The following is a 15580-nucleotide window of genomic DNA, read 5'->3' as shown; positions in this document are numbered from 1 at the left end:
AAGATTTTAACGTCAACCATTGAGTCAATATTGAGTTATTTTCTATAAAAATGCATCTCATCAACGTAATTAAATACATCATGATGCATGTAGTATCTTAAATCTTTTCCTTCTTTAATTCCATTTCTTATCATGGTAGAAGAGATTTCCATAATTGGAGCGTCAATCCTGGTAATTTTTTGGTGGTTTTTAAAACGATCAGGAATCTGTCCATCACCTATTCTAGGATACACTATAATGGAATAATCTTCTAATATTACCTCGTAATTTTTCCATTTGTGTAAACTTTTCAAGTTATCCTCACCCATAATGAGTACAAACTCTTTATCAGGATACTTTTCAGTAAGATGTGCAAGTGTATGAACGGTATAATTAGGTTGTGGTAGACCAAATTCAACATTGCTTGCTGTAATTTTTTCATATTCCTCAGTTGCTAGATGAACCATATGTAATCTTTGATAATCATCTAACAAGTTTTGTTTCTTTTTATGAGGATTATGTGGTGTAACTACCATCCATACTTGGTCAATATCACCAAATTCTACCAGATAATTTGCAATAGCAAGATGTCCTATGTGAACAGGATTGAACGTACCAAAATAAAGTCCTATTCTATTCTTCTTCATCTTTAATGGACTGTGAAATAAACTCTTTGACTAAATTGTAACTTTTGAGCTTTGCTTTTTCAAGGTCATTATTTTCAACGATCACGTCAAATTGAGGCGCTGTTGCCATTTCCGTACTGGCTTTAGCCACTCGCATAGCTATTTTCTCAGGGCTTTCTGTTTTACGACCTTTTAACCTCTTTTGCAACTCGTTGATTGACGGCGGCTTTACAAAAACAGCCAGACAACGTTCTGGATACTTACTTTTCAATCGCAATCCACCAACCACGTCAATATCAAAAATTACATTTTTACCTAAGGCCCATAAACGTTCTACCTCTTTCTTTAAAGTTCCATAAAACTGATCCTTATAAACCTCTTCAAATTCAAGAAATTCTTTGTTTCTAATACGGTTTTTAAACTCTTCAATGCCTAGAAAGTAATAATCTTTACCATGTTGCTCTTCACCTCTTGCTTCTCTAGATGCAGCACTAATTGAAAAGGCCAAATTAAGCTCAGGTTGTTGTAATAAGTACTTCACAAGTGTTGTTTTTCCAGCTCCAGAAGGCGCGCTAAACACTATTAATTTGGGTTGTGTAGTCATTATAATACGTTGAGAAGTTGTTCTTTAATCTTTTCCAGCTCGTCTTTCATTTGTACTACTAGCTTTTGCATAGGTGCATGATTTGCCTTGCTACCAATAGTGTTAATCTCACGACCTATTTCTTGAGAAATAAAACCTAACTTTTTACCTTGAGAAACTGGTTGTTTCATTGTTTCTACAAAATAATTAAGATGATTCTTAAGCCTTACTTTCTCCTCGGTGATATCGTATTTTTCTAAATAATAAATTAGTTCCTGCTCAAACCTATTAGAATCAACCTCTTCTTTAACTTCTTTTACAGCCTTTTCTAATCTTACTCTTACATCTTTCAATCGCTCTTCATCGATTGTAATCACCTCGTTAAGTAAGTTTGTAAGTGTAGATATACGCGAGTTAAAATCAAATTCTAACTGGTTTCCTTCGGATTTTCTAAACTCCATTGCGGCCTCGATTGCTTCTTGAGCAGTTGAGAAAATAGTTTCTTTAACCTCGTCAGAAAGATCATCGTCTTGAGGTTTGAAAATATCAGGAAATTGAGAGATTACTTTAAGTAAGTCAATTTTATGATTTGTAGAAGTTGCTTTAACTAGTTCAATTTGCTCTAATTGCTTTAAGTAAGTATCTATAACTTCAATATTCAAAGCAGGAATTGAAGCAGCACCAGAATCTTCGACATGTAAAGAAAAATCTACCTTACCTCGTTTTAGAATTTTGGCAGCATTTTTACGTAAATCTAGCTCGGTTTCACGATAAGCATTGCTCATCCGTAGGTTTAAGTCAAGATTTTTGCTGTTAAGAGTCCTTATCTCTACTGTGATTTTTTTATCAGAAAGCTGTGTAACAGCTTTTCCATAACCGGTCATGGAAATAATCATAGAACAATTTTGGACAAAGATACTAAACAGAATGCTGCTCAGTCATCTTATCTTGCTCTAGCTTATTGCGTAATCTACTTAATGATTGCTGGCGAATTCCTAAAAATGATGCGATTTCCTTCAATGGTAGTCTGTGAACTATAGGCTCATATCGTTCTACAAACTTCAAATATCTAGTTGTGGCATCATGACTAATCATTCTAGATTTTTCATCTAGCATGGATTGATAACGCTTAAGCATTATTTTGTGAAAGGCCGGCTCTAGACCGGGATACAGCTTACTCATGTACTCAAAGTCTTCATATTGAAAACATAAAACCTCACCGCTTTCTACACATTCAATTTGTAGATCGCTGGGTTTTTGATCAATAAAACTATACATCGCGGTCATCACATCACCATCGGCAACAAATCTTACAGTATGAAGGTCACCTTTTTCGTCAATAATGCTACCTTTAAGTACGCCTTTTTTAACTACATAAATATGACTGGACACTTCACCTAAATGCAGTAAAATGTCCCTTTTCTTAACTTTTTTTACCTCTAATAATCCGAAGATTTCATTTGCGTACTCTAATGACGGTCTTCCTTCATCACCTGTCAAATCATGTAAAAAAGAGGGCAATTCCATATGATAATAATTAGGAGTTTATTAACTTTTTATTAGGCATACATTTGCAATATACCTATTTTGAAAGACAAAAAAATGTCTTATATACTCATCTAGAAAACATATGTTAAACCTTTTTTATATAGTAGACAAAAGAGTATAGATTATCGACGAAATACACAATAAAGAAATAATTTTTTCAGACAAGAGCACCTCAACATTGCAAAATTTGTCGATTTCAAGTGGTCTAAGCCTACATTTGACTTATTTTGCATACAATGAAATCAAGAATTCTATCTCTAAAAAGCCTTTCTAATGAACACAAAAATCAGCTCCTTGATATATTTGACAACGTCGTTGATTTAGAACCTTTAAAAAAGGTACTGCTTTCACCTAGAGTTTCTTTAAGAAATAATCATATTATCATTACCTCACAAAATGCCATTCCTTTTCTTAAAAAGAATTATGATTCACAATTAGTTTCTTGTTACTGTGTAGGAATAAACACGTCATCCTTACTTCAAGAAAATGGTTATAACGTTGTTGTCACTCATCATAATGCAAAAGAGCTTGCTCACCACATTTGCGCACACTACCACAATACTAAGTTTGATTATCTAACATCACCTCATCGACGGAATGAGCTTCCCGATACCTTAACCGACAATAAAATATCGTATAACGAGATTTATGTCTATGATACAATTATGGTGAAAAAAAGCTTCAGTTGTACTTTTGACGTCGTTTTGTGTTACAGTCCTCGTGGTGTTTACGCTTTCGCGAAAGCGAACTCAACAAATACCTCTACTGCAATTTGTATAGGAGAAACGACAGCAACAGCTGCTAGAAATTTCTTTAAAACGGTAATAGTAGCTGAAGAACCTAGTGTAACACACGTAATTAAAACAGTATTAAAGACATACAAAAATGATTAAAAACGATTTATTTCTTAAAGCTCTTAAAGGTGAAACCGTAGAACGTCCACCAGTATGGATGATGAGACAAGCAGGAAGATACCTGCCAGACTTTATGAAGCTTAAAGAAAAATATGATTTTTTCACACGATGTCAAACTCCGGAATTGGCTACCGAAATTACTGTTATGCCTATTGATCAAATAGGTACCGATGCAGCTATACTGTTTTCTGATATCCTGGTTATACCACAAGCGATGAATATCGATGTAGAAATGAGAGCTGGTGTAGGACCATGGCTGCCAGACCCTATAAGAACTGTTAAGGATCTAGACAGAGTAGTGGTGCCAGATGTGAGTGATGCGCTTAGTTACGTGATGGAAGCCATCGACATGACTAAAAAAGTTCTGGATGACAGAGTGCCATTAATTGGATTTGCTGGATCACCTTGGACGATTTTATGCTATTGTGTTCAAGGACAAGGAAGTAAAAACTTTGACAAGGCCAAAGAGTTTTGTTTTACACAACCAGAAGCTGCTCATGATTTACTGCAACGTATAACTGATACTACCATTGCTTACCTTAAAGAAAAAGTAAAACATGGTGTTAATGCTGTTCAAGTTTTTGATTCATGGGGTGGAATGCTTTCGCCGGTTGATTATCAAGAATTTTCGTTTCAATATATCCAACAAATAATTGACGCATTAAAACCACTTACCGAGGTGATCGTTTTTGGTAAAGGATGCTGGTTTGCCTTACAAGAAATGTCGCGTAGTGGTGCTAGTGCACTAGGAGTAGATTGGACCTGTAGTGCAAGAAATGCTAGGTACTTGACAGGTGGCGATATAACATTACAAGGAAACTTTGATCCATCGAGACTATTATCTCCACCAGCAACTATTAAAAAAATGGTGAAGGAGATGATTGATGAATTTGGTAAAGACAAATATGTAGTAAATTTAGGTCATGGAATTTTACCTAATATACCCGTTGAAAATGCACAAGCATTTGTAGACGCGGTTAAAGAATACGCATAATAATGTTTAAAAATGTTTGGAAGGGTATTAAGGCCTATTCTGATGGATTTGCTTTGATTAGTAAGCTTAATCTTTGGCAATTCTTTTTGGTACCCATGCTTATAAGCTTTTTCTTCTTTGTAGGAATTGGATTTGCTGCCTATGGGTTGAGCGATAACCTAGCCAATATTATGGATAAATTATGGATATGGGAAACGGGCTCACAAACCTTTCACACCATTGCCGAATGGATAAGCGGAGCTATCATAATAATCATTGGTTTAATCCTTTACAAGCATGTGGTTATGATATTAAGCGCTCCTTTTATGTCTCCTGTTTCAGAACGTATTGAAAAGCACCTTTACCCTAATTACACTCATACTTATCCTCATAGAAATACTAATAATCTAGAACAGCTTTGGCGTGGTTTACGCATTAATGTGCGTAACCTAGGTTATGAATTGTTACTAACAATACCTTTATTATTACTGAGTTTTATTCCTGTAGTTGGTATTGTATTTACCATCATTGCGTTTATCGTTCAAGCCTATTATGCTGGGTTTGGAAACATGGACTATACACTAGAGCGTCATTTTAAATATGCCGATTCTGTCAAATTTGTAAAACAACGTAGAGGCCTTGCTATAGGTAATGGTTTAGTATTTATGGGAATGGTATTAATACCGATTATAGGTGTTATTCTAGTATTGCCTTTTTCAGTAACTGCAGCTTCAAGATTAACTCTTAACGAAATGAAAGATCGAGAGCTGTTCATTCCCATCGAGCCTACAAGTGAATCTATTAATGAAATAACTTCATGAAAGAAAAATTCTATTCATTTATTTTAGAATTACAAGATACGATATCTGGAACCCTTGAAAAACTTGATGGAGTAGCCTCTTTCAAGCAGGATTTATGGGAACGAGAAGAAGGTGGTGGCGGTAGATCACGTGTCATTGAAAACGGCGCTGTCTTTGAAAAAGGTGGTGTCAATATAAGTGCTGTTCACGGCCCGTTGCCAGTGTCCATGCAAAATTATTTTAAAGTCAATGATGTTGATTTTTATGCTACAGGTTTAAGTTTGGTTTTACATCCTAAAAATCCTTTTGTCCCTACTGTGCATTGTAATTTTAGATATTTTGAAATGTATGATGAAAAAGGTAGGATAGTCGACAGTTGGTTCGGTGGTGGATTAGATCTTACACCCTATTACTTATTTGAGGAGGATGCAACGCATTTCCACAAAATATGTAAAATGGTGTGTGATCGACACGAGGTTGCAGACTATACCCTTTTTAAGAAAAAATGCGACGAATATTTTCACAATAGTCATCGTAACGAGGCACGAGGAATAGGAGGATTGTTCTATGATTATTGTAAAGCAAATGAGAGTTTTACAAGGGAAGATTGGTATGCTTTTCAAATAGATATGGCCAGTCACTTCTTAGAAGCCTATGTGCCAATAGTGGAGAAACGTAAAGATCTGGAATATGATCAAAATCATAGAGACTGGCAAGAAATAAGGCGAGGTCGCTATGTAGAATTCAATTTAGTTCATGATAAAGGAACCTTGTTTGGACTTAAAACTAATGGAAGAATAGAAAGTATTCTAATGAGTTTGCCTCCACATGTTCAATGGAAATACGACCACCATCCTGTACCAGAAAGCCCTGAACATGAATTACTAAAGGTTCTCCAAAATCCTAAAAACTGGGTATAGATATATAACTTATACTTTTGTACTACCTAAAGCGTTTCCTTATCATGAAATCATTGTTAGCCAGATTATGCGGTGTCCTTTTACTCATTACTGTATTGTCATGTGCCAAACGTGGTCGTCCTACTGGTGGACCGGTAGATGAAGAAGCTCCTGTTATTTTAAGGGCCTATCCTGATAATTATTCTACTAGATTTAAAAATCAGGTGATAGAAATAGAATTTGATGAGTTCATCAAATTAAAAGATTTACAAAAGCAACTAGTGGTATCACCGCCATTAGAATACCAACCTGTGATAACTCCTCAAGGTGGAGTTTCAAAAAAGTTAACCATTGAAATTAAAGATACGCTTCAAGACAATACCACTTATGTGTTGGATTTTGGACAAAGTATTGTAGATAACAATGAAGGAAATCCATTTCCTTTTTTCAGGTATGTGTTTAGTACCGGAGATGTAATTGATTCATTAACCGTAAAAGGAAAAATCACTGACGCCCTAAAATTCAAATCTGAAAAATTTGTGAACGTTTTACTATATGAAGTAAACGGAGAATTTATAGATACGGTAGTCACAAAAGGTAAACCTAATTACGTTCTTAACACACTGGATAGTCTGTCAACATTTACCATGCATAATATCAAAGCTGGTACTTATAAAATGGTTGCTTTAAAGGAGGATAATCGTAATTTAAAATTTGATCCCAGCAGTGATAAAATTGGTTTTGTTTCAGACTTAATAACTGTTCCTAGCGATCAAACGTATGAACTTAAACTATTCAAGCAGGCGCAGGAACCTAGTATTACAAAACCCATATTTAAAAACCCTCAACGATGGGATTTAGGTTATACAGGTCCGTTAGACAGTCTTAACCTGAAATCTCTACCTGATTATCCTATAAGTGATTTACGCATTACAAAACTTACAAAAAAGGATACTCTTGAAATATGGCAAAAACCTGCTGTAATAAAGGATTCTGTTTTATTTAATGCTTATTATAAACAATTTACAGATACGGTAAAGGTATTCTACAAAGAGGAGAAAAAAGACAGTCTGGTAGTAAGCAAGTCTGGAAAGTTTGGAATAGGTAAAAACATTTTGATTACAGCCACTACTCCTATTGAAGACTACAACACAAACCTTTTTAAATTAATTGATAAGGATAGTGCCGTGGTTCAAACTAACTTTAAGTTAGACCGGTTTAAAAATCAATTGGAATTAGCTATCGACTCACAAGAAAACCAGAAGTATAAATTACAAATGTTACCCGAGGCAATCACTGATTATTTTGGAGCAAAAAATATCGACACGCTTAATTTTACATACAACACAAACAAATCCTCTTCACTAGGTAACATCTGGGTGACATTGACCGGTGGGAAAGAGTTTCCTATACTAGTGGAAATTGTTGATGAAAAATTAGAGGTTGTAGAACAACAAACTGCAAGAGAAAATACAACTCTTGAGTTTAATTATTTAATTCCAGGTAACTACTACATTAGATTAATCTATGATTCCAATGATAATGGTAGGTATGATTCTGGAGATTTTTTCAAAAACAAACAACCAGAAAAGGTCGAGTATTTTCCAGAATTACAAAAACTTCAGGCAAACTGGGACTTACGTCAAACAGTTATAATAAATTAAACCTATCTCTATCTTGTAGAAACTTCAGTTTATCTCTGTAATGTGAGATATGATTTTTATCTAAAAGAACCGTTTTTATTCCGTTTTGCTCCCAAGGATGTTCATCAATTAACTCCTTACCTAGGACATCATACACCTGTGAATGTCCGTTATAATCCATTCCTGTACCATCTTTTCCTGTACGGTTAACACCTATTGTATAACACATATTTTCAATCGCTCTAGCCTTTAAAAGTGCATCCCAAGCGTTTACCCTAGGCACAGGCCAGTTAGCCACATAAATACATATGTCATAGTCGCTGGTATTTCTAGAATAAACAGGAAAACGCAAATCATAACATATTTGAAGATTGATTTTCCAATTTTTAAATGAAACAACCACAGGCTCTTCTCCTTTATCATAAACATTGTGTTCACCTGCAAGAGTAAACGTGTGGCGTTTATCATAAAATGTATGCTCGCCATTGGGATTCATAAAAATTCCTCTATTTACATATCCAGTATCAGTAGCGTACATTACACTGCCATAAATAGCAAAGTTCCCTTTAGAGGCGTGCACTTTTAAATAGTTTAAAATTTCGTAATTACTTGCAATACCTTGTGGATTCATAGAGAAACCAGTAGTAAACATTTCGGGTAACACTACCAGATCAGTTTGTTGATAGAGTTTAATCAGTTTGGTGTCAAAAACCTTTTTATTCTCAACAGGATTTTCCCAGACTAGTTCACTTTGGATTAATGATACTTTCATGCGTTAAAAATAAGTGCCTATAAAATTGATGTCATTAAAATTACGTTATTGTTTTGTACGATACCTTGCCTTTCATGGCTATTAAAAACTAGCATGATAGAAAACTTTTCAATTGAAAAACAAAGCCTTATCTATTTCTTAATACTTTATGATTTTTAAAAAGAATATCTTTGTCGAGAAAATAGTTTATGGCATCATTCCAAATTCAACCACGTACTAAGGCTCAAGAAAGTACTAATGCGATTGAACGCATGTACATCACAATGAGACATTTATTCAATCGTGGATTTTACAAACCTATGGGTGTGAGTGGTGAATCGTTAAGAGAATCACTCCTTACACTAAAACCTGAAATCTATGGATCCATCGCCGATGAAAAGGTAGAACTAGATGGTTTACTGTATGTTATGGATCGTTTACCTGTAGGGATTGAAGAGTGTACTTACATCAATCTCACCAGTAATGAAGGTTATGAGCAAAGTCATTTTAAGCCTATAATTCCTCTTAAACGTAGACGTAATTGCTATCGTATCGACGATCACCAAATGAATATTGAGGTTACTCGTGGCAGATCAGAGATTTATGACATACTTACTCACCTTACTTTTCTCATGATAGAATCTCATAAAATCATGAAGCAAGTAATGGTAGGTGAGAACAAACAAACTACAAGAGACTGGCAATGTCTAGAAAATGCTGTTACAAAGAAGAAACTTTCTCAAGAGGAGAAAGATATTGCAATGACGCACGTCGCTACCATTCTAGGTAGAACCTTTAAAGAGGTGAAAAGTACCTATCCTAAATTTGCAACAGTTGATAATCCTAATCGCTTCCTCAGTATAATTTATCACATGGGAGCACTTGCCAGAAAAGAAATTCTGGATGAGCAAAAACGGTTGATTACCTTTTCTCCTGTTCTTAGAGAACGATTGGGTCATCACATCCATGGAGATATTTGGGCGTCTCGTATCAAGCAATTTTTAGTCGATAACAATTTATTCGAAAGACCTATTCATATAATAAGTGCCAACTTGCACAGTGTCATGAATTCCTTGTACGGTCCAAAAGCCCTACAAAAACAGCTTAAAGACACTGACCGCATGTCTCTTTTTGCAAAACTCAGTGACGAGGCAAATAAAAACCTGCGTGACCGTATAAAAAAACATGCCGTTACCAATGGTATGTATGAACTTAAAGATACTAGTGGTACTAATATCGATGTGCAGATATTTGATACCAGTGAATGTGCTTACATGGACGTTGATTTTTGTTCAGTACGCTTTCGCGAAAGCGATAACAGCACAAAACCAGTTCTTGTCGTAATGGACTATGCCTTTGGTGAGCAAGCATTTGAGACGATGGATGAATTGCTTAAACCGTATACCGATGAAAACGGAACTAAGCACAAGATGAATGTCAAATCCGTTAATGTAATGGGTAAAGCAGGTATTCTTACCGGTGATAAAGGTGACATCATGATACCTGATGCTCATGTTTTTGAAGGAACAGCAGATAATTATCCTTTTGAAAATCAACTTACAGAAGAAGATTTACAAGAAGATGGCATTAATATAGTAAGTGGAAGTATGGTTACCGTTCTAGGAACCTCGCTACAAAACAAAGATTTACTAGAGTTTTTTCACACCAGTAGTTGGAGAGTTATAGGTCTAGAAATGGAAGGTGCTCATTACCAAAAAGCTGTGCAGTCTGCATCACAGGTACGTAGAAGTATAAATCGTGATGTAAAAGTAAGATATGCCTACTATGCAAGTGATAATCCTTTAAAAACAGGTCATACTCTTGCAAGTGGTGGATTAGGTTTACTAGGAGTAAAACCGGTATATGTGATTACCGAAAAAATCCTAGAACAAATCATGGAGGAAAGTCTGTAATTAATTCTTCGATTATACTTAGTACTGCCAGGTTGCGTTCTAAATTGTGAACAAAACTTATATTTGACACCATAAAAACTTACATATGAGCGACCAGCCCAATAATCAGGAGGAAAAAGAGGTAGATCTAGTACCTGTTTTTACATGGATAGGTAATGGTTTTAAAACTCTCTTTAAAGCCATAGGAGATGTGTTTAAAGGAATAGGTAACTTCCTAGTTCTTACCCTACTATTCATGAAAAAACACCTAGTTTTACTAGCTGTTCTGTTTTTAATAGGAGCTGGATTAGGTTATTACCTGGATTTACAAAACAAAAAATCCTTTAATGCCATACTTAGAGTACAACCTAATTTCAATAGTGCTGCTCAACTTATTTCAAATATTAACTTGTACCAGTCGCTTATTGAACAAGAGGATTTTGCAAGTCTAGCCAATAAGCTAGAGATTAACGAGGAACAGGCACAAACCTTAGGGTCTTTTGAAATCGAGGCTAGCTATACAGATAATGAGCTACTAGCAGAATACGATGCACTAGCAAGAAAAAGCGATACCATGGCGCTTATGAATTTTACTTTTGAAGGATTTAAAGCGGCAAAACGAGATATCGATTATGAATTTTATAAGGTAATTATTGCTGGAACCGATCGCGAGGTGGTTAATAAAGTAAGTGAGCCGGCAGTAACGGTTCAAGATAATTCAGGGATTAAAGCTTTACGTCAATCGGCAAAGGAGAACAATGCATTTGACTTAAAAGTGCTCGAATATCAATTACAAGAAACCGATTCACTTATCGCTAGTTACCAAAAAGCGATTGCAGGAAATTCAACAAGCAGCGCATCGTCTGGAACAAACCTATATTTAGGAGATCAAAAGCCGTCTGATGCTCTTAAAGATCTCTTCGGTCAGAAATCAACGCTACTGTATAAAATTTCAGAGGCTAGAGAAGACAAGTACAAGTTTGCCAAAACCGTAAATGTATTATCACAATACGTTACTAAAGGATCGGTAGAGAAGAAGCATTACAAGATCAAATTGGCCTTTATCTTTCTAGGTTGCGGTATGCTACTAGCCTTAATTCCTTTATTGTGGAGTTATCTTAACAGGTTAGAGTCGCAACGAAAATGATAGTAAAAGAAACGTCATTAAAGGATTGTAAAGTTATCGAGCCAGCTGTGTATGGTGACCAGCGTGGTAAATTTGTTGTTGCTTTTGATAGTCTCGCTTTCGCGAAAGCGTTACCTCAATCCAACCCGTTTATTGTAATTAATGAGAGTACCTCAACCTATGGCGTTATTCGAGGTTTACACTTACAAAAAGGAGATGCTGCACAGGCAAAACTAGTACGTTGTGTGCAAGGTGAGATATTAGACGTTGCTGTAGATTTTAGGGTAGATTCTCCAACCTATTTGAAACATTTTGCAATCAAATTGAGTGCAGAAAACAACAAGCAATTATATGTCCCTAGAGGCTTTTTACATGGTTTCTCGGTACTTTCATCAACTGCGATTGTGAACTATCAAATTGACAATACTTATCAACCTGAAACCGAACTTGCAGTAAGATACGATGATCCACAGCTTGCTATTGATTGGCAAATACCAGAAAAGGATGTCGTCCTTTCTGAAAAAGATAGTGCTGCTCCATATCTATCTCAATTATGATAAAAGTTCTAATCACTGGTGCAAATGGGATGTTGGGAACAGCCATAAGTAAGCGGTTGACCAGTGTTGAATTGTTCACTTTCACAAGCAAAGAACTAAATATAACTTGTGCACACAAAGTACAAGAAAAGGTTGCAACCCTAAGACCTGACTATATTATTAACTGTGCTGCCTACACAGCTGTAGATCTAGCTGAAGAACAACGGGAAAAAGCCTTCAAAATAAACGCAACTGCAGTAGAAAAATTAGCCCAAATCGCAGCCCAGTATGATGCTACATTAATTCATTTTTCTACTGATTATGTTTTTGATGGGACCTCTAATATTCCTTATCAACCACATGATATCACAAACCCGATCAATGAATATGGTGCTAGTAAGCTCGCTGGTGAAAAAGCGATTGAAATGCTAGCTTCTAAGTATTATATATTTAGAATTTCATGGTTGTATGCGCCTTTTGGTAAAAACTTTTTTACATGGCTTACGACTACCGATCAACAGCAATTAAATATCGTAACTAGTCAAGTAGGATCACCTACAAGTGCCTTGAGTGTTGCCAATTTTATACATCATGTTATTAAACAAGATCCTTTACAGTATGGCTTGTATCATTATGTGGATCAAGGAAAGGTGAGTTGGTATGAGTTTGCTTTAAAAATAAATGAACTGGCAGAACTTAAAAAAGGTATTCATGCCGTAGACCACTACCCTACTGCTGCGCGACGACCTGCATTTAGCGTGATGGACACCTCAAAGACAGAAGAGGTATTCAAATACCTACTATCTCCTTATCAAATCGAATTAGAAAAGGTAATTGAACGCCTATAACGCAGTTATAGCAGTTAGATACTTATTGCCTATTCGTTCTAATGAAAAGTCCTGTGCTCTTTTAATAATTAAGTCTGAATCATAATTCTGTGGCGAGTTTACGACCTTAATTATTGAATCGGCCATTGATCGTGGATTTTTTATAGCACAAAGTTCTCCAATAGAATCGTTATTTATAATAAATTCTGGGCCAGCACACCTAGTGCTGATTACAGGCTTCCCATAGGACATTGCTTCTATAATTACATTCCCAAAAGCTTCATTATGCGAACTCAAAACTAACGCAATACAATTTGCGTAGTAATCATCTAGATCCTCAAGAAAACCTAAAAATTCGACGCTATAGCTAATTTTTAATTCATTTGTTAATTGAATAAGTTCATCCTTTAATATACCATCGCCTGCAATTTTAAGCTTCACATTCAAATCGTCTTTAATAAGCGCAAATGACTTGAGTAAAGTGGGATAATCTTTTTGAGACTCTAGTCGTCCTACGGCTAGTAAGTAACGTTCACCTGCGGAATTGTTAATTTTTACTGTTTTTGATTCATAAATCGGGTTTCCAATGACTTCAATTTTTGAACTTATAGTTTTATGAAAATTAATCATTGAAGTTTTAGTGCCATCTGAGTTTGCAATGAGCAAGTGACTTCTATTAAAAGCCCATTTGAGCAGAATACTTAATTTTCCAGGATGCGTCTCATTAGCAAGTTCTCCTGCTTGCCTGATGATCAACTTACTTTTTGACTGGCAAATAAAGTGAGAAATATTACCAAAAACATTGGCCTCTAGAACAGCGGTAATAAAATAATGAGGCTTAAACCTTATCAATTCAAAACATATAATGAATGGCATTATACACAATCTTAAAAAGAGATTCAGCAGCTTTGATTGAGATGGCTTTTTATTGAACATTCTAATAACTGTCAAATGTTCATTTTGAATATCTTGGTAAGCAGTTCCATAAGCGGTAATTAAACGTACGTCGTAATTATTTTCAATCAAATAAGACGCTAATTTTATAAAAACCTTTTCGGCACCGCCGCCTTCAAGTGTAGGAGTATAAAGCAAAAATTTATTCTTCATATAAATTTGAAGGGTTCAGAATAATTCAAATATAACTTCATAAAAGATAGATTAAAGACTGAAGTACTGCTATTTTTGTTTGAATAAGTTCTATTAAGATAATGAAACAGCTTATCAATCGGTTTATTGCCTCTAACCAAATTACTCTAATTGTTTTGAGATTAGCTGGTGTAAGTCTTTTGTTTCTGGCGACATTAATAATGACCAATTACTATCCTCAGAATTTAGTTGGTGAATTTGAGTTATCTAGAACTATTTTGCTGTTAACAGGAGCAATTGTTGTTGCGGGAACAGATCGATCTATAATCCAGTTTGCTGGTAGGTTAGAAAGTGCTGGCAGGTTTGATACTTTTCTGGGTGTTTATTTAAATAGCCTTAAATTAATAGGTCTTCTCTGTTTGCTTATTCTACTAGTTTATGTCTTAATTCCAGTTGAATACTATCAAAATTTCTTTTCAGATTCTATCATCTTTAAAATTATCATAAGCCTGTTTTTCTATGCTGGAGCCACCTTAAACACTGAAGTGTTTAGAGTTTTTGAGTTAAACATGTGGGCAGAATTGTATCGTGGTATCTTTAAATACATACTATTATTTTGTGCTGCTATATATTTGATGAATAGTTCAAATCAAGCATTTATTATAGATGTCTTTTTATTTTCGTTTGTGATTTTATTTATTGTTTCTACCTTTCAAATAGTACCTAAAATTAAAAATCAATCTTGGAAAACATCCTTTAAGACTCTAGATATTTATAAAGTTTCAATGCCCATGGCCCTTACAGGATTGGGGTTCTTTTTATTACTGTCGATTGATGTTATCTTATTAAAATATTTTGAAGGTAATGAAGCCGTCGCGGTTTATGCACAACCTGTTAAGATTATCAGCTTAATAGCGATGATTCAAACTACTCTACAAGCTTCTATTTCAAAACAACTAGCCACATGTTTTTTTAAAAAAGACTATAGAGCTTTAGACCAATTAATTAAAAAAACAACTCGAACCATTGCGATTATAAGTTTGCCATTAGTAATCGTTCTACTATTCATACCAAAGTTTCTTCTATCTTTATTCGGGTCAGATTATATTGAAGGTTCATATGCATTAATGATTTTATTAGTTGGTTGTATCGTAAATGCATTATGTGGTTGTACCAGTATTTATATGAATATGACTAATAAGCAGTCTCAATTTAGAAATATTATATTTATTACCATTTTTATAAATATTATCCTTAACCTCATACTTATACCAATTTATGGTATTATTGGTGCCGCAATCGCTAGCTCTATCTGCTTAATTTTTTGGAATTTGGTTATTGTATTTTATGTTTATAAGCGAGATAATATAGTTCTTGCAATTCATTAATCATCTAGT

Annotated in this window: 16 protein-coding genes; 10 read left to right on the top strand and 6 right to left on the bottom strand. The window is 34.9% G+C overall.

What is annotated here, in order from left to right; all coding sequences use genetic code 11:
• Window positions 1-35: 35 nt before the first annotated feature.
• The 4 genes from nadD to BST93_RS01870 are packed head-to-tail and all read right to left on the bottom strand — an operon-like array spanning window position 36 to window position 2715.
• Window positions 36-626 carry a nicotinate (nicotinamide) nucleotide adenylyltransferase gene (nadD, locus tag BST93_RS01885; RefSeq protein ID WP_105017880.1) on the bottom strand — a complete coding sequence of 197 codons (591 nt, stop codon included), beginning with the start codon at window positions 624-626 and terminating at the stop codon, window positions 36-38.
• The gene (gene gmk / locus BST93_RS01880) at window positions 613-1209 is read right to left on the bottom strand and encodes a guanylate kinase (protein WP_042276822.1); all 597 of its coding nucleotides are present in this window, start codon (window positions 1207-1209) and stop codon (window positions 613-615) included. Before gmk ends, nadD begins: the two co-directional genes overlap by 14 nt.
• Window positions 1209-2084: a YicC/YloC family endoribonuclease gene (locus BST93_RS01875; protein ID WP_105017879.1), complete on the bottom strand. Its 876-nt coding sequence runs from the start codon at window positions 2082-2084 to the stop codon at window positions 1209-1211. Before BST93_RS01875 ends, gmk begins: the two co-directional genes overlap by 1 nt.
• A gap of 22 nt (window positions 2085-2106) precedes the next feature.
• Window positions 2107-2715: a Crp/Fnr family transcriptional regulator gene (locus BST93_RS01870; protein WP_042276816.1), complete on the bottom strand. Its 609-nt coding sequence runs from the start codon at window positions 2713-2715 to the stop codon at window positions 2107-2109.
• Between the two features lie 257 nt (window positions 2716-2972).
• Here BST93_RS01870 and BST93_RS01865 point away from each other — a divergent pair, with 257 nt between their 5' ends.
• Genes BST93_RS01865 through BST93_RS01845 form a run of 5 tightly spaced genes read left to right on the top strand, consistent with a single transcriptional unit; the run spans window position 2973 to window position 7986 of the window.
• A complete protein-coding gene (locus BST93_RS01865; protein WP_105017878.1) occupies window positions 2973-3629 on the top strand; it encodes a uroporphyrinogen-III synthase in 657 nt (218 codons plus the stop codon).
• Window positions 3622-4644 carry a uroporphyrinogen decarboxylase gene (gene hemE / locus BST93_RS01860; protein ID WP_042276810.1) on the top strand — a complete coding sequence of 341 codons (1023 nt, stop codon included), beginning with the start codon at window positions 3622-3624 and terminating at the stop codon, window positions 4642-4644. Before BST93_RS01865 ends, hemE begins: the two co-directional genes overlap by 8 nt.
• Before the next feature lie 2 nt (window positions 4645-4646).
• Complete coding sequence (locus tag BST93_RS01855) at window positions 4647-5444, top strand: EI24 domain-containing protein (protein WP_042276807.1); 798 nt, start codon at window positions 4647-4649, stop codon at window positions 5442-5444.
• On the top strand, window positions 5441-6343 hold the full coding sequence (hemF, locus tag BST93_RS01850; protein WP_105017877.1) for an oxygen-dependent coproporphyrinogen oxidase: 903 nt from the start codon (window positions 5441-5443) through the stop codon (window positions 6341-6343). The genes BST93_RS01855 and hemF overlap by 4 nt, the downstream gene beginning before the upstream one ends.
• A 44-nt stretch (window positions 6344-6387) precedes the next feature.
• Window positions 6388-7986, top strand: coding sequence for an Ig-like domain-containing domain (locus tag BST93_RS01845; protein ID WP_105017876.1), 1599 nt, complete (start codon window positions 6388-6390; stop codon window positions 7984-7986).
• Here the strand turns inward: BST93_RS01845 and BST93_RS01840 are convergent.
• Window positions 7973-8737 carry an amidohydrolase gene (locus BST93_RS01840; RefSeq protein WP_105017875.1) on the bottom strand — a complete coding sequence of 255 codons (765 nt, stop codon included), beginning with the start codon at window positions 8735-8737 and terminating at the stop codon, window positions 7973-7975. The two genes, BST93_RS01845 and BST93_RS01840, sit on opposite strands and share 14 nt — an antisense overlap.
• Before the next feature lie 188 nt (window positions 8738-8925).
• On the opposite strand from BST93_RS01840, the gene BST93_RS01835 reads away from it, so the two are divergent.
• The 4 genes from BST93_RS01835 (at window position 8926) to rfbD (ending at window position 13118) form a co-directional block, all read left to right on the top strand.
• On the top strand, window positions 8926-10629 hold the full coding sequence (locus BST93_RS01835; protein WP_105017874.1) for a DUF6909 family protein: 1704 nt from the start codon (window positions 8926-8928) through the stop codon (window positions 10627-10629).
• An 85-nt stretch (window positions 10630-10714) separates the two neighbouring features.
• Window positions 10715-11755 (top strand): hypothetical protein, encoded by a 1041-nt coding sequence (locus BST93_RS01830; RefSeq protein ID WP_105017873.1) that lies wholly within the window; start codon window positions 10715-10717, stop codon window positions 11753-11755.
• Window positions 11752-12291, top strand: a complete 540-nt coding sequence (rfbC, locus tag BST93_RS01825; RefSeq protein ID WP_105017872.1) for a dTDP-4-dehydrorhamnose 3,5-epimerase — start codon at window positions 11752-11754, stop codon at window positions 12289-12291. The genes BST93_RS01830 and rfbC overlap by 4 nt, the downstream gene beginning before the upstream one ends.
• Window positions 12288-13118, top strand: a complete 831-nt coding sequence (gene rfbD / locus BST93_RS01820; protein WP_105017871.1) for a dTDP-4-dehydrorhamnose reductase — start codon at window positions 12288-12290, stop codon at window positions 13116-13118. The genes rfbC and rfbD overlap by 4 nt, the downstream gene beginning before the upstream one ends.
• On the opposite strand, the gene BST93_RS01815 is transcribed toward rfbD, so the two are convergent.
• Window positions 13113-14204: a glycosyltransferase gene (locus BST93_RS01815; protein ID WP_105017870.1), complete on the bottom strand. Its 1092-nt coding sequence runs from the start codon at window positions 14202-14204 to the stop codon at window positions 13113-13115. The genes rfbD and BST93_RS01815 overlap by 6 nt on opposite strands.
• 101 nt (window positions 14205-14305) lie before the next feature.
• On the opposite strand from BST93_RS01815, the gene BST93_RS01810 reads away from it, so the two are divergent.
• Window positions 14306-15571 carry an MATE family efflux transporter gene (locus BST93_RS01810; RefSeq protein WP_105017869.1) on the top strand — a complete coding sequence of 422 codons (1266 nt, stop codon included), beginning with the start codon at window positions 14306-14308 and terminating at the stop codon, window positions 15569-15571.
• Window positions 15572-15580: the final 9 nt, after the last annotated feature.

It is taken from the genome of Nonlabens tegetincola, assembly GCF_002954355.1.
Lineage (GTDB): Bacteria > Bacteroidota > Bacteroidia > Flavobacteriales > Flavobacteriaceae > Nonlabens > Nonlabens tegetincola.
The sequence above is the reverse complement of the archived record's forward strand: the minus strand, read 5'-3'. Positions and strand labels throughout refer to the sequence as shown.

Bases quoted from the DNA above. Each gene is read 5' to 3' on its own strand.
- nadD (WP_105017880.1), bottom strand. From the start codon at position 626: ATGAAGAAGAATAGAATAGGACTTTATTTTGGTACGTTCAATCCTGTT.
- gmk (WP_042276822.1), bottom strand. From the start codon at position 1,209: ATGACTACACAACCCAAATTAATAGTGTTTAGCGCGCCTTCTGGAGCT.
- BST93_RS01875 (WP_105017879.1), bottom strand. From the start codon at position 2,084: ATGATTATTTCCATGACCGGTTATGGAAAAGCTGTTACACAGCTTTCT.
- BST93_RS01870 (WP_042276816.1), bottom strand. From the start codon at position 2,715: ATGGAATTGCCCTCTTTTTTACATGATTTGACAGGTGATGAAGGAAGA.
- BST93_RS01865 (WP_105017878.1), top strand. From the start codon at position 2,973: ATGAAATCAAGAATTCTATCTCTAAAAAGCCTTTCTAATGAACACAAA.
- hemE (WP_042276810.1), top strand. From the start codon at position 3,622: ATGATTAAAAACGATTTATTTCTTAAAGCTCTTAAAGGTGAAACCGTA.
- BST93_RS01855 (WP_042276807.1), top strand. From the start codon at position 4,647: ATGTTTAAAAATGTTTGGAAGGGTATTAAGGCCTATTCTGATGGATTT.
- hemF (WP_105017877.1), top strand. From the start codon at position 5,441: ATGAAAGAAAAATTCTATTCATTTATTTTAGAATTACAAGATACGATA.
- BST93_RS01845 (WP_105017876.1), top strand. From the start codon at position 6,388: ATGAAATCATTGTTAGCCAGATTATGCGGTGTCCTTTTACTCATTACT.
- BST93_RS01840 (WP_105017875.1), bottom strand. From the start codon at position 8,737: ATGAAAGTATCATTAATCCAAAGTGAACTAGTCTGGGAAAATCCTGTT.
- BST93_RS01835 (WP_105017874.1), top strand. From the start codon at position 8,926: ATGGCATCATTCCAAATTCAACCACGTACTAAGGCTCAAGAAAGTACT.
- BST93_RS01830 (WP_105017873.1), top strand. From the start codon at position 10,715: ATGAGCGACCAGCCCAATAATCAGGAGGAAAAAGAGGTAGATCTAGTA.
- rfbC (WP_105017872.1), top strand. From the start codon at position 11,752: ATGATAGTAAAAGAAACGTCATTAAAGGATTGTAAAGTTATCGAGCCA.
- rfbD (WP_105017871.1), top strand. From the start codon at position 12,288: ATGATAAAAGTTCTAATCACTGGTGCAAATGGGATGTTGGGAACAGCC.
- BST93_RS01815 (WP_105017870.1), bottom strand. From the start codon at position 14,204: ATGAAGAATAAATTTTTGCTTTATACTCCTACACTTGAAGGCGGCGGT.
- BST93_RS01810 (WP_105017869.1), top strand. From the start codon at position 14,306: ATGAAACAGCTTATCAATCGGTTTATTGCCTCTAACCAAATTACTCTA.